Annotated in this window: 16 protein-coding genes; 5 read left to right on the top strand and 11 right to left on the bottom strand. The window is 47.4% G+C overall.

Annotation, left to right across the window (positions count from 1 at the left end; genetic code table 11):
• Positions 1–147: 147 nt before the first annotated feature.
• The 5 genes from L3V32_RS06990 (at position 148) to L3V32_RS06970 (ending at position 9,853) form a co-directional block, all read left to right on the top strand.
• On the top strand, positions 148–6,867 hold the full coding sequence (locus tag L3V32_RS06990; RefSeq protein WP_237284023.1) for an SNF2-related protein: 6,720 nt from the start codon (positions 148–150) through the stop codon (positions 6,865–6,867).
• Positions 6,868–6,922: 55 nt separating this feature from the next.
• The gene (locus L3V32_RS06985) at positions 6,923–7,348 is read left to right on the top strand and encodes a hypothetical protein (RefSeq protein WP_054579116.1); all 426 of its coding nucleotides are present in this window, start codon (positions 6,923–6,925) and stop codon (positions 7,346–7,348) included.
• Between the two features lie 574 nt (positions 7,349–7,922).
• Positions 7,923–8,162 (top strand): hypothetical protein, encoded by a 240-nt coding sequence (locus L3V32_RS06980; RefSeq protein WP_017634062.1) that lies wholly within the window; start codon positions 7,923–7,925, stop codon positions 8,160–8,162.
• A gap of 3 nt (positions 8,163–8,165) precedes the next feature.
• Positions 8,166–8,939: a ParA family protein gene (locus tag L3V32_RS06975; RefSeq protein WP_213868161.1), complete on the top strand. Its 774-nt coding sequence runs from the start codon at positions 8,166–8,168 to the stop codon at positions 8,937–8,939.
• Entirely contained in the window at positions 8,936–9,853 is a 918-nt protein-coding gene (locus tag L3V32_RS06970; protein ID WP_158159315.1) for a ParB/RepB/Spo0J family partition protein, read from the top strand. Before L3V32_RS06975 ends, L3V32_RS06970 begins: the two co-directional genes overlap by 4 nt.
• A 21-nt stretch (positions 9,854–9,874) precedes the next feature.
• On the opposite strand, the gene L3V32_RS06965 is transcribed toward L3V32_RS06970, so the two are convergent.
• The 11 genes from L3V32_RS06965 to L3V32_RS06915 form a co-directional block, all read right to left on the bottom strand.
• A complete protein-coding gene (locus L3V32_RS06965; protein ID WP_079878982.1) occupies positions 9,875–10,207 on the bottom strand; it encodes a hypothetical protein in 333 nt (110 codons plus the stop codon).
• A 92-nt stretch (positions 10,208–10,299) separates the two neighbouring features.
• Complete coding sequence (locus L3V32_RS06960) at positions 10,300–11,745, bottom strand: hypothetical protein (RefSeq protein ID WP_213962029.1); 1,446 nt, start codon at positions 11,743–11,745, stop codon at positions 10,300–10,302.
• A 364-nt stretch (positions 11,746–12,109) separates the two neighbouring features.
• Positions 12,110–12,793, bottom strand: coding sequence for a hypothetical protein (locus tag L3V32_RS06955; RefSeq protein ID WP_176311782.1), 684 nt, complete (start codon positions 12,791–12,793; stop codon positions 12,110–12,112).
• Positions 12,794–12,861: 68 nt separating this feature from the next.
• Positions 12,862–17,655, bottom strand: a complete 4,794-nt coding sequence (locus tag L3V32_RS06950) for a hypothetical protein (protein ID WP_213868163.1) — start codon at positions 17,653–17,655, stop codon at positions 12,862–12,864.
• Positions 17,652–18,278: a hypothetical protein gene (locus L3V32_RS06945; RefSeq protein ID WP_213868164.1), complete on the bottom strand. Its 627-nt coding sequence runs from the start codon at positions 18,276–18,278 to the stop codon at positions 17,652–17,654. Before L3V32_RS06945 ends, L3V32_RS06950 begins: the two co-directional genes overlap by 4 nt.
• A complete protein-coding gene (locus tag L3V32_RS06940) occupies positions 18,271–18,684 on the bottom strand; it encodes a hypothetical protein (protein WP_136976912.1) in 414 nt (137 codons plus the stop codon). The genes L3V32_RS06945 and L3V32_RS06940 overlap by 8 nt, the downstream gene beginning before the upstream one ends.
• The gene (locus L3V32_RS06935) at positions 18,681–19,004 is read right to left on the bottom strand and encodes a hypothetical protein (RefSeq protein WP_017634052.1); all 324 of its coding nucleotides are present in this window, start codon (positions 19,002–19,004) and stop codon (positions 18,681–18,683) included. The genes L3V32_RS06940 and L3V32_RS06935 overlap by 4 nt, the downstream gene beginning before the upstream one ends.
• A 400-nt stretch (positions 19,005–19,404) precedes the next feature.
• Entirely contained in the window at positions 19,405–22,032 is a 2,628-nt protein-coding gene (locus L3V32_RS06930) for a hypothetical protein (RefSeq protein ID WP_237284022.1), read from the bottom strand.
• Between the two features lie 90 nt (positions 22,033–22,122).
• On the bottom strand, positions 22,123–23,241 hold the full coding sequence (locus tag L3V32_RS06925; RefSeq protein WP_136976915.1) for a hypothetical protein: 1,119 nt from the start codon (positions 23,239–23,241) through the stop codon (positions 22,123–22,125).
• Between the two features lie 71 nt (positions 23,242–23,312).
• Positions 23,313–24,572 (bottom strand): hypothetical protein, encoded by a 1,260-nt coding sequence (locus L3V32_RS06920; protein ID WP_140203103.1) that lies wholly within the window; start codon positions 24,570–24,572, stop codon positions 23,313–23,315.
• Positions 24,572–25,033 carry a hypothetical protein gene (locus L3V32_RS06915; RefSeq protein WP_033905433.1) on the bottom strand — a complete coding sequence of 154 codons (462 nt, stop codon included), beginning with the start codon at positions 25,031–25,033 and terminating at the stop codon, positions 24,572–24,574. Before L3V32_RS06915 ends, L3V32_RS06920 begins: the two co-directional genes overlap by 1 nt.

The following is a 25,033-nucleotide window of genomic DNA, read 5'->3' as shown; positions in this document are numbered from 1 at the left end:
TACTTACTTAGATATTTTAGATTATTCATTAACTTAAATTGATATTGATAGTGGCGTTTTTTTGGGATGGGGAATAGGAAAGGAAAAAGTCGGGCGAAAGCTCGACTTTTTTTTTGGCTTTTATCCAAAGAATAAAAGGCACGTTCAATGAACACTGATTTAACCCGCAGTATTGAACAGGCGACAACAATCGATGAACTGGTACGCCAGTTTGAAGCCTTGCTCGCTGTCGATATTAGCGACACTCCAAAAGGCCACCAGCGCCTTAAGGCTAACCAACTAGCCAAAGATATTCTCGCCAAGTACAACGGCGACTACTCCAACGTTTCACCCGAAGATAAAGCAGCTCTGCGCGACTACACAGGTTTTGGCGGTATCGGTGGCTCCACCAACGAATACTACACGCCCAAATGGCTGGCGAGCGCGACTTGGGATGCAGTTCGTTCCTATGACTTTACTGGCGGTAGCGTACTTGAACCAAGTTCGGGCGTGGGCGTATTTAGCGAAACCAAACCTAAAGGCACCCTGACTACATCCGTAGAAATGGATCAGACCTCAGCGGCCATCAACCAAATTCTTCACCCCGAAGACCATGTAATCCAATCGGCATTCGAAGCGGTAGCAACTAATCCTGGCATTGGCGACTTTGACCTAGTGATCGGCAACCCGCCTTATGGTGTTCGAGACGCTAGCGCGATGAAAGACAAAGCGTACAAAGACATTAAGTACGCTGATCAGTATTTCGTTTCTCGTTCTATCGATAAAGCGAAAGCTGGTGGCTTGATTGCCCTAGTGCTGCCAACTCGTATTTGTGATGCGAAAAACCTTGAGAAGTGGCGTACACAACTCGCGCTTAAAGCGGAGTTTTTGGGCGCGCACCGACTACCAACGGGCACGTTCGCTGATACGGGCGTAGTAACTGACCTTGTTATCTGGCGCAAACACAGCGACCAAGCGAAAGCACTGATTGATAGCGCCGACCGCGACACGCTGATTGAATCTAACGTACTTTGGGACACTTGGCTCAAAGGTAAGTGGTTCGAGCGCGAGGGTAAGAAATTCATCAACGGCGAACAGACTGTTGAGGGCGTAGGTAAGTTTGCGCGCAAAGTCGTGAAGCGTGGCAACCGTTCTAACGATGATATTAAAGAGTCGTTAATGCGCCGCTTTGACAGTCGCATTGATTGGATGTTACTCGATGAAGCGGTTAGCGAGCCAGTGAGCGCGAAATACTCCGATGGAGACACGATTTTCCGCAATGGCCAGCAGTACGAAATGATCGATGGCGAATGGGAGCTATCTGAAAGCAATGCGAAAACAGGCGTTATCAGTAAGGCGACCTATGGCGTAGATAACACCGATGAGATCGGTTCTATCACCTACTCTACTGAATCGATGCTTAAGCTATCGGCCAGCCAAGCGCTCAAGCTTTTCGAAGATTACGGTTACTTGTGTCATGACGACTTTAAAGCCCTAATGCGCGAGATTGCCAAGCTGCCAAAAGCAAGCCAAGAACACGCTTACAAAGGCATTCTACTTGGCATGAAAGTTCAAACACTTGCAACGCTGGTTGCTGGTAGCCGAACGACATCCAATAGCAACTTGGCCAACATGGCAATGGGCGCGGAGGACTTCCAGACCGAACAATATCGCGTGAAGTTAAGCGGCGAAGTGTTAGAGCTGAACGCACTAATGGGCGGCTCTAAGGTATCGAAGAAAGCGCTAAGCAACTTAAGCGAGAAGTACGTCTCTGCATGGAATTACTACCACTCATCGATCGATTCTAAGGGCAAACTGTCTGACCTACTCAAAGGCGACCTTAAGCGTGAGCTGACCGTTCAATACAGTTCGTCTCGCATTGGTGACGTGTTCCATCTATGTGACCGTGAACTAGGCATAACCACACTGACACTGCATGACGTTCGCACGTATTACACCGCAAGCGGTATCGATGCGATGAGCGATGAGCAGTTGCTTGATTACCTAGCGAACATGGATGAGGTAGCGGTAAACCCTGACGGTACGGTGACGGCATTCCATAAAGCGACGACTGGCCTAGTCGGTAAGCGCATGGATCAGCTGACCGCACAATTAGTATCGGCCACCAGCGATACCGTGAAAGCTAACATCATGCGCCAAATCCAAGCCATCGAATCTAAGCGAAACAAGATCTCGATTGCCGATGTGAAGATGAAGCTTACCGATAAGTGGATTCCTAAAAACATCATGCTTGAGTTCCTGCATGACCGTGGCTACACGGAATTTATCTTGGGCGACTTTACCGAGGATAAGGACGGCTTTGAGGATTTCGTACAAAGCGAATCCGGCCAATACCTTACTGGCTACCGTTGGCGTGATGGCGAATGGATTGATGGCCTAACTCGTAATGGCGTGAAAGGTAAAGCAGCGAACAGCGATGAGCGATTTGAGCGTCAAATTGAATCGTACATCAACTATGGTGCGGTTCGTGGCGGTAGTAAGAACGAAGATAAATCACTTATCCGTGAACAAATGCGCCGCCTCGATGATGAGTTTTCCACATGGATTGCATCATCTGACCATTCAGAATACTTGGAACAGGTTTACAACAATACGTTTAACGGTTGGATTAAGCCGGAGTTTGATGACTCACCACTAACGCTAAATGGCGTATCTGGTGCGATTGAGTTCCTACCTTACCAAAACTCAACGATTCGCCGTCACAGTGCAGACGGTAACGGCATTATTGCCTTTGGTACTGGCTTGGGTAAAACGCTCACTGGCCTTGGCCTCGTGCAGCACAACCTAGAAACCAAACGCGCTAACCGTGTGGCCATCGTTGTTCCTAAATCCGTGTTAGAGAACTGGTTCTATGAGTCCGACCTGTTCTTTGGTGAAAGCAATCTATCTGACAAGGTATTTATCGGCCTTGAAGTTCACAAAGACGATGACGGAAAAATCATTCGGGAACCGGTATTAGATGAAACGGGCGAACCGAAGTTAGACAAGAAAGGCGATCCTATCTTGCGCGCCAAACTGACCGTAGACACAAACGGCAAGCGCGTAGCAGAACAGCTCCACCAGCTTACACAGTCAACCGCTCGCATCGTGGTAATGACAAAAGACGTGTACAACCGCATTCCATTGAAGCCGGACACGATTTCGGCCAACGTGCTTGAAATGCGCGATGCTGGTTTGATTGCTGGTTCAAGCAAGCTAGTTAAGGAAGCGGAAAGCCACACAGAGCAAGCGAAGAACGCGCGCTTTGAAGCGAAATATGCTGACGATGGTACGGCCAAAAACGAAGAACTACCGTACTTTGAGTACTTGCTATTCGATTCGGTTATGGTCGATGAGGCGCATGATTTCCGCAACTCGTACAAGGGCGGCTCATACCGAAACAATCTGGCATTCTTGCCTAGCCAAGCGCAAGCCGATCGCGCTATCGATATGCAGCTTAAGAACAACGTCATTAAGGCTCGCAATGACGGTCGAGGCGTTTACTTCCTAACGGCTACGCCAACCGTAAACAGCCCTGTTGATATGTTCAATATGCTGTCCCACATCATTCCGGCAGACACGTTTGCCAAGATGGGGATCTTTGACAGCGACGACTTTATCCGCATGTTTGGTAAGACTGGCGAAGCGCTGGTTACTAAGATTTCGGGCGAAGTTGAACAGCGTGAAGCCCTACTCGGATTCCAAAACCTAGACGCACTTCGAAACATCGTTAACCGCTACATGACGATCGAGGATGCTAAATCCGTTGGTGCCAACGTTCACATTCCTGACCTGATTAGCCAGCAAAGCGTTGTCCAAATGAATGGCGAACAGGAAGCGCTATATGAGGAACTACGCCAGCGCGCTGACGCAATCAGTAATCCAGACAAAGACGAAAACCAAGAGATTGTAGAGCAATACCCTAACGACACGGTTTTCGGCCTAATCCGTAAAATGGACAAGGTAAGTACAGACCTTGATTTGTACTATGAGCGTGTTACCTACCGATTCGCCAAGGACAACAAAAAAGAGGTTGAGGCGGCAGTCGCTAAGCTACCAAATACCGTCACGGTCGCTTTTGAGGATGTGGCACCAGACGGCACGGTTAAGCTAAGCAAAATCCAAGTTAAGGTTGATAAGAGCGTTAAGGTCGAGGGCGATCACTGCGTGGTTCAGCTCCACCAGCAACTTGATGACCGATTCACAAACATTTGTGACAAGGCCAAGTTGAAATTTACGCACCCTGTCTCCCCTAAGTACGCCAAGTTCCTTGAGAACGCGCGCGAGATTTATCTGGCTGGCGGTAAGCAGCTTGTCTTTACCGAAGAAAAAACACAGCACAAGAAAGTCGCGCGAATCATTGCGGATTTTGTTGGTTGCAAGCTGTCTGAAATCGGTATTTTGAACAGCGATACCGTTGCGGGTAAGAAAGGCTCTAAAGCGACTGAGGACGATGAGGAAGCGGGTTTGGAAGCAATGGCCAATGCTTACAACACCTCGAAATACAAATTCATGATCCTCAATAAAAAAGGCGAAGTCGGCATCAACCTGCATCATGGCACAACCGATATTCACCACTTAACGCTACCTTGGACTCCAATGAGTATCACACAGCGTAATGGCCGTGGCGCGCGTGTTGGCTCTAAACAAAACAGCGTGAACGTTCACTACTACACGTCGAAAGGCTCATTCGATGATTTCCGCTTGGCCACAATCCAACGCAAAGCCACTTGGATTGAGACAATGTTCAAAGGTGATGAAAAGTACATTGCGAACGCCGATGCAGACGCAGCCGACGAAACTGCAATCATGCTGGCAGCAAATCCAGAAGAAGCGAAAGCCCGTATCGAAGCGGCTAAGCGTCAAGCTGAGCGCAAGCGCAAATTAGAGGAACGCCGACTAGCAAGTATTAACGTCAGCAAGTACATCAAAGCCACCCAAATGCTTGCTTTGGATGTGAGTGCAGTTGAGGGCGAGCTGGCCGAACTACGCGAGAAGTTAGAGCCACTACGCAAAGAGGTGGAAGAAGATCGCCTACGTGCAGAGGGCGAGAAGCGCGGCAGTTGGCAGCACAAAAACTACCAACGCACCAAAGGCAGACTGTTTGCGCTAGAAAGCCAAATCAAAACCTATGAGGCAGCGATCAAAAACCGCGACAAAGCGAGCGATACCATCAAGAAATTGAAACCAGCAATGGAGCTGGCCATCAATGACGGTGTGTTAAAGGATTACCCTGACTTCCTAACTCATCCAGAGTTATACATTGTTCGCAACGGTGTGATTGTGCGTAATGGCTACACCTACAAAGCCGAAGTTAAGAGCCGTTCTTGGAGCGCCGAGTACGATTCAAAAGCAACAATCATGATCACCAACTTCGACCGTAAATCTGGCACGGTGGACGGCTTTATTACTGAAATGGACGGCGAACCAGCGTCACGCAACTATGTCGATCTACCTGTTGAGCGCATCATTGAAATTGCGCCAGTGAATCAGGATAGAGCTGCGCTAGAAGCAAAAGCGCTCCAAGGTGTACCACTAAGTGAAGTCGCTCATACGTTTGACCGTGAGACGTTCTTTGAACTGGTCGCAGAAAAGAAAATGAAAGCCTACGGTAACAGCCGCCGTTGTTTGGTGCGCAATGCTGACGGCTCATTCTCTACGCCGTGGGGATTGGATGTTGAACCAGACCAAACGCTGATTTATCCAGATGCGAGCGATAAAGCGATCGTGAAAGCCCTACTCGACCAAGTAACCAAGCAATTGGAAGATAAAGGTCGCGTGATGTTGGAACACGACATTCTAAGTTTCTTTATCGGTAGCGATTGGGACAAACAGGCGATGGAAAACGGCAACCAAGTGAGCGAACAGGAAGTTGTTGGACTGGTGACACTTGAGATCAAAGCATTCGAGGAAAAATACCCTGAGCTTTATCAAGAAGCGTTACTGAAAGCAGAGACGACTTACAAAACGTCTATCACTTTCCTTAAAGAGCTAGATAACCATCTAAGCAATTTGAAATGGACAGGTTACACCAACGCACACGAAGCTCGCCGCCTATCGGCTCGTGAGTTCACTCGTTACACCGATATTCTGACCGAACGCTCTAGCGAATACCGCACAGAGCTGGAAGATAAGCTATTCGCTGACTTCACTAAGCTGGTGGCTAACGACCCTGACCGTGCGAAACGTCTATCACAGATCGCGTACTGGATGACGCAATACAAACCAACGACCGATACTCACCTACTGAAAAAGGTCGATGCGATTTACGGCGAAAACTCACAAGAAACCATGCTTAAGGTATGTGCTGACCTACACGCTATTGGCGAACGTGAGTTCCTATCCGGTGATGGCCTAATCTTCTCGGATGACTGGTCATTGAATCGCATGAAAGGTGCGTATGGTTCGCTATTCACTTATCGCAGCGCACAGCGTGAGGAATTTATCGAGAAGTACCTAAATGCGGATAAGCCGGAAAAGGCCGAGGTTAAAGTGACCGAAACGCAGAAAGTGAAAATCGATAATATCTCTGCCATTAACGTAGAGAGCATCGAGAAGTTTAGCGAACTAATGTCAGGCATTGGCATCGACGTTAAAATGGTGACTTCACCAATTAGCTGGAAGCCTAAGCGCGGTCGCAACCGAAAAGAGATTGTTGTAGAGCCATACGAACGCATTGGTTTGATGGACAACAATGGCCTTAAAGGTTCGCTTAAAGTGATGTTCGCTGGTGACAAGGAAGCTAAGGCCGAGTACGGCGCTGACTTCGCATCAAACGCAAGCAGTGAATTTAATGGCGGCTGGTGGTTTATCTCTGCGAAAGCGGATTTGGAATTGCTAGCGAAATCGCTATTAACCATTCATAACACAATGGCCGAAGCTGCCTAACTCAAATTTTCGCATGCGAAAAGTTCTCGCATGCGAAAACTTTTTGGAGACAACAATGATTACCCAAGTGAAATTGCCTACCGTTGAAGATCTACAGCCCTTACTCGATGAGGCGCTAGAAACAGCGCAAAGCAAAGAAGCATTTATCCAAGCTCAAGTAGATGGCATTTACAAAACACTTAAAGCCAATCCGCTCATGTACCGTCACTATGGCGCTTATTGGTGGGCGGTTAAATCGCTCATGGCCAAGCATGGTTATGACCTTGGCAGCGATTCAGAAGTGATCACAGAGCAACACTTCAATTTCGAAGACCCTGCGATTTTGTTGTGTGCTGCGTGGGCGTACCAGCAAGAGCAAGTTGATAAAGGCTACTGGCAAGCAAACCTACATACCTACTACGTCGATGATGAAGAATTTGAATATTCTATCGAGGACGTAAATCTCGAAGCGTGGAGTGTTAACAGCAAATCGATGCGTTAAGTTTTCGCATGCGAAAACTTTTTCTCATATGCCCGTCATTTTTGGCGGGTATTTTTTTGCATGGAATTTGGTAAGAAGTTCTCGCATGCGAAAACTATACGGAATGGGATGTTTTAAAGTTCTCGCATGCGAAAACTTTTGAGATAGAAAAAATAAACCCCGCCACTGAACAAATGGCGGGGATTGCACGTTGAACAGATAAGCTTTGATGCAATCAATCCTACCCCTAATAGTTTTGTTGCCGCCTATCTGTAATTTAATTTATATGAAATAATTTTCATATTCAACGGGTTTTTCAATATTTTTTTATTAAAAACAATAAATTATGCAACTAGGTGCTTTTCCCTTCTTATGCCTGTTGACGCTGCTCTTTGTAACCTAGTTAAGTAATAGAATTGTCAAAAAGTTTTCGCATGCGAAAACACATGGAATCAATCTCACAATTTATCTAATGTTCTCGCATGCGAAAACTTGTGCAATCGGTTCTGTTTGTTACTTTTTTTTCTTGTGCTGTTGCTACTGGCAACGTATAGTGTGTGCCTGTTGCCAGTGACAACAATCGAGAGGCATTGATATGGCATCCAAGGAACGATGCGAAAGATTAAATCAATTAGTCCAAAAGGCAGGAAGTACCAGAAAAGCCAAGCAGCTCATTGATGGCGTTAAGGGTGTAAGCCCTTGCCACACTGCTATTTACAAAGCAATGCACGGCGGCGGTACAACTGATTACGTAGTTCAGTGCTATATCGAGGATCTTGAGGTAGCACTGAGCAAACCAAAACAGCAAACAAATTCCACCAGCAAAGGAAATTAATTAATGAGCATTATCATGGCGATTGCCAACCAAAAAGGCGGCGTTGGTAAAACAACTTGTACTTACAACTTTGGCATTAGCATCGCTAGCCAAGGCAACAAATGTCTATTCCTGGACTTTGACCCACAAAACAACTTAGGCGGCTCAATCGCACCGGAAATGGTCGAGAATCCAGAGTACACATCTGCGAGCTGCCTACACAACGCTTACAACCTTTTTGAAAATCCAGTAAAGGCTAAACCTTTCGAAGTCAGCGAAAACGTACACGTTATTGGCGGCGATAAGCGCATGGGTAACATTACTCAATCACAAATCTTAAACGTGGCTGAGTCTATCGACCTTATCAAAGACGACTACGACTATATCTTTATCGACTGTCCACCAGCGGCGAACGCGCTACAGCATGCAGCGCTACTTGTGGCCAGTAAGCTACTTATCATTAGCCAAGCACAAAAAATGTCGATCAAAGGCGTTAATGAGCTGGTTAAGACCTCGCGCCAAATCCGTCGAATGAACCCTGACTTGGAAGTATTAGGCATTGTCCTAAACCTTATCGAAGCCAACATTACAAACGACCAGCGCGAACAGGAAGCGGAACTTCGTAAAGAGTACGGCAACCTAGTTTTTGAAAACAAACTGATTAAAACAACGCGCGTAAGTGAAGCTCTAAACCAAGGCAAAGCACTGATTGAAACCAACCCTAAAGCGGCTGATAAATTCGGCTTTACAGCGGTTTGTGAGGAACTTTGCAAGCGCATGGTAGAGGTGACAGCATGACCAAAAGCTTAAGAGATCGAATCAAGCTTAGCGACCTAGATAATCTCTTGGATGAATCAGCGGTAGAAATCCGCGATGCAGCGAAAGTGCTGGCTATCCCTAAAGACTCTTTGTATTCAGTTGAGCAAGTTCGTGAAGAATTTAACGATGAATCACTACTTGAGTTATGCGAAAGCCTAGAAGAAAACGGCCAAATTCAACCTGTCGTTGTTTACCCGTTCGATGGCAAGGGATACAAAATCCAAGAGGGTGAACGCCGTTGGCGCGCCACTATGTTGAGCGACAAGCTAACTCACGTTGAATGTATTGTCCGTGAAAAGGGCGATATTTTTGGTCAGCTCATCGAAAACATTCAGCGAGAAGATTTAACGCCAATCGAATTAGGTAAGGCGTTTGACCAAGCAAAGAAAAAGCACAATCTGGATAACCGTGGCTTGGCTAAGCGCCTTGGCAAATCAGACGGCTACATTTCGAAATACCTAAATGTACTTAAAGCCCCTGACTTTGTTTTGGAAGCATTCCAAAAAGGGATTATTGGTGATGTAGAGTCCATCAACGAACTACGCAAAGCAACCGTCGATAACTCTGAGCGCGTTCGTGAAGCGCTGGAAAGCGGCGAGAAGCTAACACGCCAAGATTGTGTAAAACTGCGCACTGGCGAGCTAGATAGCAAGGTGGAAGTTGCACCTCAACCTAGCAAACCAGAGAAAGCAGAAAAGACCGATAAGACACCAGTAAGCAAAAAGCCTACGGCAAACCAAAAGCCTACCAGCATTTGTGTGATGGTTAATGACCGTCATGGTTTGGTGTTCGCATCTGGTAAGCATAGCGACAAGCTAACGGTACTGTTTGATGATGGCGAACTTGAGCAAGTGCCAGTTGGTGAAGCTCAATTAGTTGGGTATCGTGTGTAAAGTTCTCGCATGCGAAAACTTTTAAAGCGGGTGGCTAATTAGCTGCCCGTTTTTCGTTAGGACGTAATACCCGCCGTCACGGTAGACACCAACCACATAGTGATCGAGCGGCACGTCTTGCCAGCCAAATAGCCCTAGTTCGTCATCGCAATAAGCGACGATATTCACCAGCTTTACCTTTTGGACATGCAGTAGATAGATATTATCTAGCGCCCCTTTAAATGGCCTGTAGATATACTCGCCATCTTTCCTTAAAGCGGGGATCTCATTCCCTGCGACTGAATGGCCATCGGCAACGCCGTCTTCGTTTATGTCGATTAGCCCGTAGTGATAACGATGCCTGATAGTAAACATCCCCTACTCCCAAATGCAAAAACGCCAGATTTGACAATTAAATCTGGCGTTTTTGTGTCTATAAAGGTTGTATAGGCAATATATGCCAAGAACTATTTTATAGCATGCCTCGAAGCGTTTGCAAGTTCGTCCAGTTGCACACTAGACTCGAACATAAAGCCTGTTTGTACCCCCTCGTTTTCTAGCTCTTGATTCACACGCCCAAGAATATCAATAAGCGATGCACCGCCGCCGCCAAACATATCCCCGAGCGCTTGGCCTTGGTGAAGCAGCTCACTATTGATTGCCTCGGCCATTGCCTTAAATGCCAGTGTCATGCGTTTTGCGCTTCGGTTGTTCGCAGCAATGAATCTCGCCAGCGCTTCGGCCTCGGGATCGTTGTCGCCAAACAAACCGGACTGAGCTAATAGCTCATCGATGTGCTGACCGGAATCTTTGGCCTGTCTTACTAGCTCGGTTGCTTGCACCAGTGAGTCAAGTGCTGACTTAGCGAGGTCAGGTTGTGAGGCGTTAATTTCCACGGCTTCTGCCAGCGTTCCAGACGTGTTTTTATGCACCTCTCCGCTAAGGTATTGCATCTCAACAAACGCGCTTGCTGCGCCGTTTAGCGCGCTCAAAATGTTGCGAATTTCGGGATCGGCTTCCTCGGCTACCAGCTTCACCAACTTCTCGTTTTTGTACGCCTTGGCAAACACGGCATTTTGCATGCGCTCAATCAGTTGCTTGGTTGGTCGGCCATCTTCGGTAAGTAGTCCGGCGGTTGAGTTATCCCCAATTTCAGTTAAGAAACTGTTTATAAATCCTTGGTTAGACTTGGCCAAAAGGTTGCCTGTTTCGCTCGGTTGGAAAAGGGCAATCATGCGGTCATCGATGCGCTCTGCGTCAACCCAAGCCGTTTCGGCGGCGCTCATCTGTTGCAAGTCAGAGAGGTTGGAATCTCGGGCAAACTTAGCACGGTTAACTTTGGTGACACGTTCTCGAACCAACACTGGCTCGCGCATGCTCTCAACTTTCTCCGGTGATAGGTCGAAGCGCTCCGCATTGTCGATTAGGAACTGGCGGTACTTATCAGCCTTGCCCTCTCTATACGCTTTGATGATAGCGATGGTTCGACCGTTCCCCGACTCCACCACATTATCCGAGCCAACAATCGGTGCGCCGTGGCTAGATAGTCCAGAATCGGTTAATTGTTGTGGACGCAAATCGTTGGCCATCTTTGAGATCTGCAATTTTGAGGATACGCGAGTACGGTCGCGCGGTTGCAGTTCTTGCGGGAAGTTCGGATTGATTCGACCGTCTAAGTCGTTCGATGGAATAAGGTCGCTGGCTTCCACGACTTTAAAGCCTGTTTCCACTTCGTCGCCTTTTGCTGTCACAACGTAGCTGGTGCGACCTAGCTTGGGTTTTGGATTGTCTGTTGCGTACAGTTGAACAATCTCGGCTAGGTCATTGATGTTTTTCGCCTCTTTGATTTCGGCGCTAATTGATGTGAGTTGGTTCAATTTGACCGCTCCGGTTGGAGTGGCGAGTTTTCGCATGCGAAAACTTTTGGGACAGGGAAAAGGATTAAAGGCTCTTAAGCAATGCGAAAAGCGCCTTGGCGTAGTTATGACGTTCGCTGGCTGCTAGTGCAAGGTTTAAAGATTGCTTGTAGTAATAGTCTGCTCGGATTTTAGTGAAAACATTCATCGTTTTTTCTCAAGTTCTCTGAAAAGTTTTCGCATGCGAAAACTATATCGAACGAGATTCTTTAAAGTTCTCGCATGCGAAAAGTATATAGAATGTCATGTTTTAAAGTTCTCGCATGCGAAAACTATACGGGGTGGTGTTTCATAAAGTTCTCGCATGCGAAAACATCCGTGTCTTTCGCGCTCCATGCAAAAAGTTCTCGCATGCGAAAACTTAAGCGGCCAGTTTGTCAGGATTGTGCTCGAACCATTCAATCGCTTTTTGCTTGATGCTATCTAGCTCCAAGCCCTCTGAGTGAACGTCTCGCATTACATCAACAAACAACGATGGCTTGGCTGTATTAAACTCCCCTGCAAGGAATCTCGCAACCAGTTCGCTTTGTTCAACTGGACGTTCGCCATTGTCGCGCCCATTCTGCTCAATGTGCTTAGTGATGGTCTTGATAGCCTTGCTACGGTCAGCGCGCGACCAGCTACCAAAACCACCATTTTTCTTGGCTGAGCCCGCATCGTTTTTCCAGTAGTCCAAACCTCGCGCAATATGCCCTTTGAAGCCAAACTGGAAGTTTTCGCCATCCTTGTAAACAACGTAGTTATCCCCCTTTTCAACCATTTGGTAGTTAGGGAAAAACGCCATTTCGTATTCGTACCAGTTAGGCAGAAGTAGCACTTCATTGAGCTTTTCAATCTTATCGGAGCGGCCTAACTTGGAAAATTCTTCTACCGATATTGGCTCATCCGAACTTGATACCGGTTCCTGCTCAACCTTTTGGTTAGCCCCTGTCAGTTTATTAAGAATTTCCACCAGCTCACGGTTCTTTTTGATGCGTTCACCAATCGATAGCTGGCCACTCTTAAGCTCTTTCAACAAACCCGCAGCATCGCGGTTGAGCGTCATTTTTTCTCTTAAGCTTAACACTTGATTCTCTCCGGTTTAGGCCGCCGATGTGGCGGCCTTGGTTGTGATTAGATTTGCGCTTGGATCATGCTGGTGATGTTGCTTAGAGCAGCATCCATCAACGCTTCGTTCTCTGCTATTTGGTCGTTAGCTTCGAAGTGGGCGTAAGCCTGTTCTAGTGCGGTTTGGAACTCATCAACCAATTCCGGCGTAGGTTCACCAGTGAAATCTCGGATTTCCTTTAGTTTCTCTACATGTTCCATTTCTTCGTTATTGCCCTCTGTTTCAGATTGAGGCGCCTCACTACTTAGATTGAACGCTTTCACTAATAGCGCTTCCATTTCCGCTGTATCGTCAAATTCACCGATCAAGTCGTTGCCTTGGTATAGCGCGAACTTGTACTCGCCATCTTTAGCGATCGGATAAATGTCAGCGTGGCTTTCATTTAACCATGAACGGGCGACTAGCGGAGCGTACACGTTCGCTGGCACTGAGCCATTTACTGAGTGGATACCTGCCGCAACACTTGGTTGTACCAATGCGCCTTTTTCGTTGTAGTAGGTATCCGCAGATTGCCAGTCCTTAATCGTCTCAAGTTGAGCTTTCGCTTTTTCGCTTAAGTCGGTCGCTAGAATGTCGAATAGAACGTCTAGGCTGTAAGTGAGTCCGTCCTCATCTTTCGCATTAATCGACTTCACTCGGCCTGTTGGGAAAGTCACTTCCTGCTTACCAAGTTTTAGCTCTAGGTTGGTAAAGGCTTCTAGCTGCTCAAGCGCTTTCGCTTCTTCTTCATCTAGGCTTTCACGGAATGAGGTAACGTCTAATACGTCATCCTCTGCCTGTTCGCCTTGCTGGTGCATTTCAGTTAGAGACGCGAGCTCTACCACTTTGCGCTCTTTACCAAAATCAAAGTCCACGGTTAGGCGGCCACCAAAGAAATTGCGATCGTGGTAATCGGTCATCGTGTCGCTGTTGTTGTAGTCGTATTGGCCTACATAAGCGTTAACGAACTCGATCAGCTGATCTACTGCTTCGGTATAACGGCTCATACCGTGTGGCGCTGGCGAGTTAGGGTTATCAATCTCGAACTGTAGGTAAGCTGGATTGTAGAGCATGACGTTTCTTGGCAAGTCAGTCAGCGTTAGGTCTAGTGTGCCGTAGCGAGGCTTGCGTACTGAGATTTTAACGTCATTACTGATCTTGCCAGCTTTCTTAAGCTGAGCGATAAAGGCGCGGATTCGCTTAGCGATTTCACCCGTATCTCGAATGCCCTCGCTCTCATAGATTGAGCCAAATGAATATTGAGTTGGGTCTAGTGCGAGAAGTTGTTTTTCTTCCTCGGATGCACCCTTGCTCACTTCATCTGCTGTGTCAGATTCTACGGCGTTCTTAGCACCCAATAGCTCAAGCAGTTTGTTAGCACCGTCAACCGTTAGGTAGCTGCGAGAATTGGTGTTAGCGATAAAGCGTAGCTCTTTACCCTTGTTCGACTTCGCAGAGAAGAAACTGTAGCCAAATGTATTTTCCATTTGGTTCTCTTGTTCTTCGGTTAGCGCAATATCGTTAATCTTGCCGTCAGCGTCCACCTTAGCCAGTAGCTTGTCGGCGTTCTCGCGTAGTGTTGGGCGCGAGTGAAGCGAACCCGAGCCGTTAATGGCTAACGTTGAATACAATGATTCAAAGCCGTTGATTGTGGTGAACATGGCCGGACTGACAGGCTCTAGTGGTGCGCTGTATTCCGTCTCTGCAATTTGCTCAAGCGTTTTGCCGTCCTTAAGCATGTTAAAGATTGCAATAGTGCTTTCTTTCACTGCTTGGTCGTTTAGTTGAGTCGCTTTTTGCTGCGCTGCTGCGCCCTCTAGGCCAGTTTCTAGCACCTTGCCTGTGTACGTATCGATAACGCTAAAGTTAGCTTGGCCAATAGTGCCTACTGGTGCGTAGCGCTTCTCGCGTGTCGCCTTGAATTGGCCTTTGTGGTTCAAGTCAGGCAATGCAGCAAGGCTAGGGAAGCCACGGCTTTCGTATTCCGCTTCGATAGCTTTTGTGTACCACAATGGCATGACTGAGTTATGGATAGCGCGCGCCATCTGTTCATTGTCGATCTGCTCATCGTTATCCAAGTATCTAAAACCATGAATTGCCAGGATGTCTTGGTTGGTAACACTTGCCATTGCATAGTGCTGAGCAAAGAGCTCATCTGAACTTAGTTCGGATAGGTCAGGGTAGATACCGTCATCAATCGCCTTAATGAAGCGCTCAACTTTTTGGTAGTCCTCGCCTTGGTCTGCCATTGCTGGAATGACGGTTTCACCTTTTGCCTTGGTGTAAGCTACGTCTCCCTCATGGTAAACCGTAGTCGCGCTAAACGCTTTTTCTACGTCATCCAGTGCTAACGCTTCGCCGTTCTCAAACTTCTCGTATAGGTCGCCACGTAGCGCGCGTAGGTCGAACATTTTCGCCGTTGCACTAAAGAATCCGTCACGGTAGTTCAAGATAGCTTGCAGTAGGTCAGCGCGTTTCGCACGGCGGTTAAATGGAATGCGATGAGCCGTTAGGAAATCAGTGATCTCTTTGCGGTTCTTAAATTGCGCTTCCAGTGACGCTAGGGTTTCACCTTGTAGTGATTCCACTAGGTGCGCTTGTTCTGAAATACGCTTAGCTTGGTCATCCACTTTCTCGCCACGTTTTAGTGTTTTACCAGTACCTAGCGTTAGGTCAGCTAGCATAACAAGACGTTTGCGATCGCTTGGGTTTACTGACTGCATATCCTTAAGTTGGGATAGAGCTGCTTCTTGGAAGCGCATGCGGCCTTGCGTGTGTTCTGCTTGGCGCTGTAATTCAGCATCGCTTTGAACCAGCATTAGGTCTTCGGCAATCTCTTGAATCATGTCCGGCGTCACAAGGTCAATCGATGCGCTCCATAGCTTGTACGCGTTTGGATTTTCCTTGCGGTTCTTCATTTCTGGTTGCTGGCGTAACTGCTTAGCGAACGCTGCTTTGAAGCCCACTTGTTTTAGGGTATCGAGCGTAGACTGAGGAATTTCATCAACGCCTTTGTCCTCAACCCATTGGTCTAGCGCTTCGGTTGCGATGCGCTCCGCTTCTTCTAGGTCGCCCTCAACCATGCCAAATAGCGGCTCTAGGTCAAAGTTACTTACTAATTCTGGTGGCAGTTTTTGGTCATAAGCGATCGCACCGTGGCGAATGCCATTACCAGCGTCAGCGAATTGCTCTTTGGCCGATTCTGGATCGAGGTACTTAACCACTTGATGTTGTGGCGGCGTCGTACCCAAGCCATAAGGACGTAGACGTAGGCCATACCAGAATAGGTTATCCGTGGTTTCGTCTTTGTCTTGGTCGTTCGCGTTTGGCTCGTCGTTCTCAATTGGTTGCGGTTCTTCGTTGCTGTCATCGGTATCTTGAAGCAACTTAGATTCGCGATCGTAGTCAGCCAGAATAAGTGATTTAGCAGCTTCCCAACCTTGTAGATCGTCGCCACCAGCAAGCGGTGAACCCTCGCCGTAAGTGACAGCCAAGGTTTGGTTATCGCGCGCGTGGATCATGTACTGGCCAAAGCTATCATCGTCGTTCGCGTCAGGCGATTCGAAGTAGACAAACGGCTCGCTATCTTCGCCTTTATCCATCTTCCAGCCCTTAGCAATGGTCTTGCGACCAATAAGAGCCAATAGCCATTCTTTGCGCTCGATATTCGCTTTTCGTTCCCGTTCTTCGTCTGACAACTGAGGAAAATCGTTTTCAATTGAATCACGGATGTATTCTTTAGCCTCGGCAAGCTCTGATACCGTCATAGCACCTTTATCGAGGTCATAAATCACATCATTGATATACGACTCTGAATAAGTGCTAGGAACGTTTTGATTTGCTGCACCTGCAAACTCTAATGAGTCTTTAAACTCTTGGCTTAGCTGCTTAACAAAGGCATCAAGATCGCCATTGAAAGCACGGTTAATGATGAAGTCGCGTTTCTCTTGCTTAGTCCATGAAGCGTCCCATTGCTCGATCACTTGAGACGAACTACCACCAGCGTTTACATTTGTCGTTGCTGTATTTGCTGCTGGCTTGATAGCAGCAAGCTGTTTGCGTAGTTCTTCTTGGATTTCGTTCTGCGTAGCGATCTGAGTTTCTAAGCGCTTCTCTTTCTTGGCCAGCTCATCGAGCTTTTGTTCCAAGTCGGTAGCTTCTTCGCCTAGTTGCGCAGCTTGTTCATCAAGTTCTTGTGCCTTTTGTTGCGCTTCTTCCAATGCTTTCTTGTCAGCGTCTTTCTTGGCCTTAGCAGCGACAAATTTCTCGCTGTTGTTTTCAAGCAACTGCGCTAGCTTGTTGGTCACTTCCTTAAGGGATAAATCCATATTGCCCTTTGGCGCGACTACGTGAGTAATATCGCGCGAGTTCATTAGAAAGCGGAACGCGATTAACGTGTCATCTGGATTGATTTTTAGCGGATCGTTATCCGGCGCATGGAACGCAATAGAAATGCTCTGGCCATCTGAAAACGGGATTTTCACCATTTGGACAGCAACCGCACCAGACTTGCGCGGTTTGCCTACTTCTACGGCTTCTACCGATAGAGTAGGGGTTTTACGTTCCAAGTGCTTACCAAATTGCTGAGCACGAAATTGAAGCCTTGAGGCTTTCGATTTGAACGCCTCTAACATCATTTGTGGCACAGGTTTGCACTGATACAAGTAGGTGTTCTCCAAATCCTCAAGTGACAATGCCTCTAGGATTTGATCGGCGTTTTTACCTTGCAGCACCGCTTCAATCTGCTCCGGCGTGAGTTTCTTGGCCAGATGGTCGATGCGATCCACAATCTTGATTTGATTTTGACTGGTAAACATCATGACTTTGCCGCCTCTAATTGTGCTTCAAGTTCTTTGGTTTCTTGCTTCTCTTGCTCTAATGCAGTTTCGAGATCTGCTATGCGGCGTTGTTCTTCTTCCAACTTAGTGCGAACGCTATCCCGAGCGGCTAGGGCATTGGTGTAATTGGACTGAGCGACTTGTTCAGCCGCTTTGGCTTCTTCAAGTCGCTTAGCAATAGAACGTGTAGCTGGTTGAATGTCTGAGGTGTCTTTAACGGCTTTAGCCGCTTTACGTGCAACTTGCTTGTCAAACTTGCTTTGGTTGCGCTTCATTAGGCGAACCATTTCACGCGCAAGCTCGCGCTCGTTCTTCACGCTAGGGATAGGCTGTTTAGTGCTGTTGAGTGTCATTTGGAAAATATCACCCTCATCACCAATAAACAGCGTCATTGACTGGCCATTATCAAAGAATAACTTGGCGCGTTTAACTGTCTCGCCGTCTCGTCTCGTTCTCTTGTTCGAGGCTTCTACGTCTGTAACAGTCGCACCAGCTTGTTTTAACGCAGTGAGCAGACTCTTAAGGCCGCGTTCGGTCACGTTGTCAAAATCGACCACCACATAGTTATGTGACTGGTCTAGTGCAAACTTACTGTTGTTACGCAATTTCAAATTCCTCTGAATATGTCGTACAGGTAGGAAAGATTTTGTACAGCGGATTGATTAGGGAACAGGAGCGCTCAATCTTAACGTCCAGAATCCACTCGCCATGCAGCTTTTCCCCCGCTTCGAGTTCGAGTAACTTGCGATCGAACGTCAGGTATTCGCTGTTATGTCCGGCGTGTGAAAAGTCGAGCTTACGTGTGCGAGTAATGACGGCTTTTGGTCGTTTTTTACTGCGCAACGAATAGGTTAAAGTCCCACTCGTTATGGCTCGCTGAGATTGATAACCAAGAACGAATCGAATCACATCGGGATCGTCCATCTGGTTTGCATGCAGTATTTTTACTGCGTTTCGTTTAAGCAAAAATCGGTCAGCAATGGCTAGGCCAATTACTGCAAATTCCATCATTTGCCTTGCCCTCCGGTATTAAAAAATCTCGCTAACATTTGGCTAGCCAGCTTGCGGATAAAGTTGATCGAGTCTGCTCCGTTGTTCGACGCAATGAGGACAAGCGCGCTGGTATAACCAGCCTCCACACCCTCGCTTTCACACAAGTAAGCGACTATCAAACCGACCACCAACGCCAGCGTTAGCTCGGTTAAAAAATCAAGGAATCCACCAGCTAGACGTTGCTCGCGTATGCCTTGGAGATATGACCCAACACCACTGAGGACAGATAGAGCCAGTACGCTAATCGCAAAGCTCTCACCAACAACTGACACTGGCATTAAATCCCCCTTTTATATATTACCTAGCGAGTTTATTCGGAATGGTGGCTTTTGCTCAATAGACGGGCGTTACTTACTTTTGAATGGGTATTAAATAGGGCTGTTTTGCGGAAAAAAGTTAGATTTCAAGAGCCTATATAAAAAAGAAGGCTCTCACCCAAAAGGCTGGTGAGAGGCTAATCCAAGCGTTTTGTTGCGCGGCAACGCATACAAAACTTCCAACGAGGATAGTCGAGTCGAATCGATATTTGACGAGGAAGATTATATAAATATTGGTTTTCGCATCAATATGCGCCCATGTTTTCGCATGCGAAAATTTTAGGGGATGTCATGTTTTAAAGTTCTCGCATGCGAAAACTTTTGCAAAAAAGGGACAGCATCGTGTCCCTTTGGTTGATGGTTATGGTTTGATGTAGCGGATCGAGAAATGCGAACCCCGAATAGGCGTGGATGCACCTCTGTCTAAGAATTGAATAAGCTCACCGTAGTATAATTTTCCTACCCATCGACAAGTCGTTGGCACGGCATCGAAGTCGTTGGAATCACTTTGAGCCTCCGCTATAATTTTATTGCTTTTGGCGATTGCAGAGTACACAGCCGATGAGTTTGAAGCATTGCGGCGTCGTATCGCAGTCCATTCAATTTCGTAATACCCCTCAACACGAACATCAAAACCAGCAACCGGAGCGTTGTAGTTAATCAAATCAAACGGATCGAGGAAACATCCGATCCAATTCTTGAACTCCCATGTAATGCCATCTATCGTAAGGTTGCCCTCTCTTAGCCCCGCATTACAGCCCAAGGCAACCTCTCCAGCGCGTGATGAAACACCCGCTAGTTTACTATCAACGTAGTCTTTACGTGCGAGAGAGTTGCCAGCCGAGCTCTGAGGCGAACCTGCATATACATTGCCGTCCTTAATGTCTACATACTTACTGCGGCGGTTAGTGTAGAAGCGCATCCGACCCTCTGAGTTAGATAGGATCTGAATACCAGAACGGATATTGGTGCCATCATAGTAAGAGGCTAACGCCCAATGCGCACTTGAACTATCTTTACAGTTGATACTGAATCCCGCACGGCCATTCGTCGCCCATGATGAATCCATAAAACTATTATCCATACGAACGGCATCAGTCGAACCACTCCATGCACCAACTGTTATTTCACCCTCAGTGCGAACCAATGAGCTACCGAAATAGACACCAGAAGTAAACTTTCCTAAATCATTGATGCGAAGCCAGTTGCCGTCTGTATTACGAAATGCAGCTCGCCCACCTAATGAAATGCTCTGATTGAGCATTACATCAATCCCTTTAGCAAAGGTGAACGAGGAGTAAGAGTAAAAGCCGCTGGTGGCCTCTGTCTCCATGTGGCACCAAGATGAATTACGAGAACCAATCCAAGTTTGCTTACCGCTATAAGTCAGCTTGATACCCTTAGCTGCCTCTATATCGACACCATCTAAAGGCTTATTGTAAGACGTGTAGTTAGTCACCATTAAACCTTTAACCAGCCCCGCTGGTTGAGTTGCACCTTTGTTGCTAACGTATGGCGTTATGGTGTGACTACACATGTATCGAATAAGAATGTTCGTACTGTAGGCACTACGTGTTTTTACATAGATGGCGTAATTGTCACCGCTAGTATTTACCCAACCAAACTCACTAAATGGTAAGCCGCTAGGATGGTCTGTAATAACCTGACCATTTAGACCTTTAGGGTTTCCGTTACTGGCTCTCAGTATCATTTGATGTCGTGACGACTGATAGTGCAAGTCAGTGTTAAAGCCAGCACCACCAAAGAACTCAATAACCGCAGTAGAGCTTGATTGAGGCATCGTTACATTGGCAACCAAACACCAAGAGTTGTCACTACCTAAAGAGTTGCGCACAACCTCTGTACGGTTAAACGCCTCTGTAACGACTTTATTCCCTTGTACTTCGATAGGGACACTGGAACTAAGCTTTGATCGAGTCAGCTCTAACTTGGCGTCCCCTCCATTATGAGCACCACCCACCGCGATTTGAACGTAAGCATCCGACGAATTAGAACCGTTCGTTAAGTAAACCGCCCGACGATTACCAATCAACCCGTACCCGTCCAGCTTAACTTGCTCGCTCGATGGAACGTTATTACCAGCGCGAGTGCCTTGCACTTCAACACTACGATTCGAAGATACCGACTCTGTAGCGTTTAGGGAGCCGTATAGTGTTGATTCACCACCTTTGCGGATCTTTAATCGACTTGAAACGTCACTCTCTACAACCTCAAAGGTGCCATCGGTTTTCGTTTCAACATGAAAGCGCTTACCTGCATGACCTATGTGCAATTGAGAAACATTGGAACTGCCCTCATCAATGAGTAGGCCACCAGTCAGTGTGCCACCAGACTGTTTTAGGTAGCGACCATCGGCTTGCGCTTGAGTCATCTTTGAAGCTGCAAGGTCATACGCCTTCTTAACGGCACCTGCCGCCGCAAATTTCACATCGCTAGCATCATCAACCGCTGCTGTGAATGCGTAGTTAGGCACGTTTGATAGACCAACTTGAGCTTTCGTAACCTTGTGTGGGTTCGAGTTGTCTGATTTGTGTTGAGCAATGTTGGTTGTAATCGCTGCTACCGCATCTTCTTGATCCATGAGCGCGTCACCAAGCTCTTTGATTGTATCGAGCGCTTCTGCTGGTGCACCACCAATCAAAGTGCTGATACGTTCGTCGGTGTGCTTGTTCGCGTTTGTCTCTGCTTGCTCTGCGCGGTCATAAGCTGCGTTACCGCGATTTAAACCCTCAACGCCTTTGTCGTATGCTTGTTTAACAGCACCAGCGGTCGCAAGTTTACTGTTGGACGTGTCTGATACCGAGCTGGTGGCCGGATAGTTTGGTACGTTACCTAAGCCTACTTGTGCCTTTGTGACTCCGTGCGGGTTCGTTTTATTGCTAGCGTGCTCATCCACTTTTGTCGTGATTTCTTCACGCAATTTTCGAGCTGGACTACCACCAACTTGAGTCAATTTTTTTAATGCCATTCAGAAATATGCCTTTCTCAATTCATTGACTAGCAACTCCGACAAAGCGCCGGAGCACATCGTTAATGGGGAAGTAGGAAAGGTCATGGCTTACTTGAAGCCGATAACAGTCACAATGTCACCAGCTTGTAACTGCTCACCAAACGTAATTGTGTTGCCAGATAGACTCCATACACCTGCGTTCTGCATTACACCGCACACGCTTAGAACAAGGATTGCTGACACTGTACCTGCTGGCAGAGCCACCGTAGTTGATGCAGATTCGACAGTAATATCTACCGTTCGGATCGCGTCTTTGATTGAAGCGCCTAGACTATCCTTGGTGGCATACTTACCGTCAGATTCCGCTTTGGTGTATGACGCGCCGCTAGCTGCTAGACCGCTACGCGCTTGTGAAATGATTTGCGATTTAGTGGTGTTCTCAAGCTTCGCTGCGTTAACGGCAGTTGCGCCAGCGTCTAGTGCGCCCACGTCTTCTGCGGTTAGCTCGACGTTTGCGCTTAGCGCGTGACCGTTGATGGTGCGAGTCTTTGGCACTGCATTCACAACGCGAGAGTCGTTACCCTGCATAACAGTGCCAGCGCTAGTGCCGAAGTTTTTGTTAAATGCTGTGTTTTTGCTAAACGCTGGTTCAGCGCCAACGTCTGTAGCCTCAAGCACTACGTTACCGCGCTGACCATTAACCGATGAAACGGCGTCAGTCGGTGTTAATAGTTCTTGCCAGTTCGCTAGTGTGCTCGCTGGTTGGCGCATAAGAACGAACGATTTACGCAGATCCGAACGGATTGCCATATCACCCTCTTGCGCTGTAAGAGCAAGCATTTCCGCTTCTGACTTAACAGGGAACGTTTCTTTGATAGCGATAGCTGGCAATTGGCCTTGTGGGATCTTACCAGTGCTATCTAGTGTAGCCACACCCTCTGCAACGCCTTTCTTGTTGTTAGGGATGTAGTCGTGCGTGTGGCTTGCTGGCGCTGCGCCCACATCTGAGTGAGTCAGAGTCACATCGCCCGTTAGTGGTTTGTTATTGATAGTGCGAGAAGTTGGGACAAGATTGGAGCGCGCTTCACTGACAACTTGTGCCTTGGTTTTCCCCTCTAGTTTTGATGAGTCTGTTGCGCGAGCGCCCGCTGGTAATGCACCAACGTCTTGCGCTGAAAGATCAGAAACAAGACGGTTGATGCGAGTTAATTTGTTTTGTGTAGCCATAAAAAATCCAATTTCGTTGTTAGTAAAAAGGGCATTTATGGGGAATAGGGCTAGGGGAATTTGAAAACTGATTAGCCGACCAAGGTGATCTCCGTTCCTGCTGCAATTTCGTCAACAAACTGGATAACATCACCGTCCGGTGAGATGGTGTAAGCAATATCTCTTGATTGCTGCACACCCTGTAGGAACACCAGCTTAATCGCGCGTTCTTCAAAGACTGGTGGAACAGTGAAAGTATTCGACGTACTAGCGAAGTGGCTATGGAATACTTCCATAGGCGCGCCAGCGATACCGCTGTTTATGATGGCTTCAAGGTTATCGATATGCTCTTGAAGCTCGGCAATGATAGAGCTTGAGCTTAGTGATGGGACACCTAGAGTAATCACCACTTCATCACCCGTTTCAAGTGGTTCGGCTACTTCAACCTCATTAGTGTCTTTCAAGAATTGCCAAGCACTGTCTTTGGTCTGCACGATACCTTGGATAGACAATGAATCTACTTCCGGCACTTCGTAAGGCAATGCGATTTTTGTTTCGCCACCAGACGCAATGTACGGCCAATGTTCAACCGACTTGTTGTATGCAGCAGCAGCTTTGTCGTGAACCAACTTGATGGCTCTCGCAGTGGCATAAAGCTGATCGTTATCTACGTTTATCTGACTGGTTGCGTCCCAGTTGTTTACCAAGCTAAGGCCAACTTGCGCTTTGGTTACATGGTGCGGGTTTTCACGGTCTGCGTAGTGCGCATTGGCTTCGGCGCGCATCGCATATTGCTTATGTGGATCGGGATGTGAAACGTGACCTTGTAGGTCATAACCGCCTTGTTCACGATCATCAAAGTTAAGGTGTTCACTTTTGAGTTGGGTAACGCCATCTGGCACGGTAGCGCGACACAATATCAAATGATGTTCTTCAACCGCTTCCTGCGGAAGCACCTTAATTTCGGACGCTTCAATGTCTGACGCTAAATCGACTTGTTTTGTCTTTACGCCAAACTTATAGAACGCTTCGAGCACCACATAAGAAGTGGCACCAGCCGGAATCTCCACATCAACATCGTGTTGTTGTCGAACGGTTAACACATAGTCGTCGCGCTCAACTAACGCCACGCCAAATTGTTCACCACTGCTCACACGCAGTTTCATTCCACCAGCCGGAGCACATTCAAAACCACGGAAAATACCAGCGCGAACGATGCCGTAAAACTTACGGTTTAGGCTGTTACTGGCCAGTGGTTCTAGGTACTGCGTATCGGTGATAAGCGGTAGCGCTTGCCAGTCCGTTAGCAGTGGCGGGATGATGATCGTTTCTTCGAAGTTTGGGCGACTCATTAGGCACCTACCTGCGCCAATTGAGCGCTATCCGTGCGAGCCGTGTTAATCACGATTTCTATCGATAGACCACGGTCAGAGTAGATCCAAACTGGTTGAGTGACAGCCACTAGAATTAGACCGCCGCTCGCATCTTTCACGCCGACGCAAGAGAACTGGTATTGTTCATCTTCTGCTAGCGTACCCGCTGGCAAGTTTGCCGTGATGACGATATTGCCGTTCACATAGGCGTAGTTCGCCTTAGAACGGTAAAACACGTTTTCAACGGTTGTCTTATCCAGTGGGATAGGCATGCAGCTAGGCTTGCCCTCAATTTCTTGGATAAGGTCAAAACCCCATTCAAGATCGCCAAATTGGAAATAAGGCTCAGTACCATTGGTAGGCAACGACGACAAGGCGCGTTCGTCGTAATAACGGTTAAGCAGTTCACACTGCGATAGGACTACTTTTTGTGTAAGCAC

The sequence above is a fragment of the Vibrio sp. J2-4 genome, from assembly GCF_021728155.1.
Lineage (GTDB): Bacteria > Pseudomonadota > Gammaproteobacteria > Enterobacterales > Vibrionaceae > Vibrio > Vibrio diabolicus.
The sequence above is the reverse complement of the archived record's forward strand: the minus strand, read 5'-3'. Positions and strand labels throughout refer to the sequence as shown.

Excerpts from the sequence above, each read along its gene's own strand:
- L3V32_RS06990 (WP_237284023.1), top strand. The coding sequence starts at position 148 with ATGAACACTGATTTAACCCGCAGTATTGAACAGGCGACAACAATCGAT.
- L3V32_RS06985 (WP_054579116.1), top strand. The coding sequence starts at position 6,923 with ATGATTACCCAAGTGAAATTGCCTACCGTTGAAGATCTACAGCCCTTA.
- L3V32_RS06980 (WP_017634062.1), top strand. The coding sequence starts at position 7,923 with ATGGCATCCAAGGAACGATGCGAAAGATTAAATCAATTAGTCCAAAAG.
- L3V32_RS06975 (WP_213868161.1), top strand. The coding sequence starts at position 8,166 with ATGAGCATTATCATGGCGATTGCCAACCAAAAAGGCGGCGTTGGTAAA.
- L3V32_RS06970 (WP_158159315.1), top strand. The coding sequence starts at position 8,936 with ATGACCAAAAGCTTAAGAGATCGAATCAAGCTTAGCGACCTAGATAAT.
- L3V32_RS06965 (WP_079878982.1), bottom strand. The coding sequence starts at position 10,207 with ATGTTTACTATCAGGCATCGTTATCACTACGGGCTAATCGACATAAAC.
- L3V32_RS06960 (WP_213962029.1), bottom strand. The coding sequence starts at position 11,745 with ATGCGAAAACTCGCCACTCCAACCGGAGCGGTCAAATTGAACCAACTC.
- L3V32_RS06955 (WP_176311782.1), bottom strand. The coding sequence starts at position 12,793 with ATGACGCTCAACCGCGATGCTGCGGGTTTGTTGAAAGAGCTTAAGAGT.
- L3V32_RS06950 (WP_213868163.1), bottom strand. The coding sequence starts at position 17,655 with ATGATGTTTACCAGTCAAAATCAAATCAAGATTGTGGATCGCATCGAC.
- L3V32_RS06940 (WP_136976912.1), bottom strand. The coding sequence starts at position 18,684 with ATGATGGAATTTGCAGTAATTGGCCTAGCCATTGCTGACCGATTTTTG.
- L3V32_RS06935 (WP_017634052.1), bottom strand. The coding sequence starts at position 19,004 with ATGCCAGTGTCAGTTGTTGGTGAGAGCTTTGCGATTAGCGTACTGGCT.
- L3V32_RS06930 (WP_237284022.1), bottom strand. The coding sequence starts at position 22,032 with ATGGCATTAAAAAAATTGACTCAAGTTGGTGGTAGTCCAGCTCGAAAA.
- L3V32_RS06925 (WP_136976915.1), bottom strand. The coding sequence starts at position 23,241 with ATGGCTACACAAAACAAATTAACTCGCATCAACCGTCTTGTTTCTGAT.
- L3V32_RS06920 (WP_140203103.1), bottom strand. The coding sequence starts at position 24,572 with ATGAGTCGCCCAAACTTCGAAGAAACGATCATCATCCCGCCACTGCTA.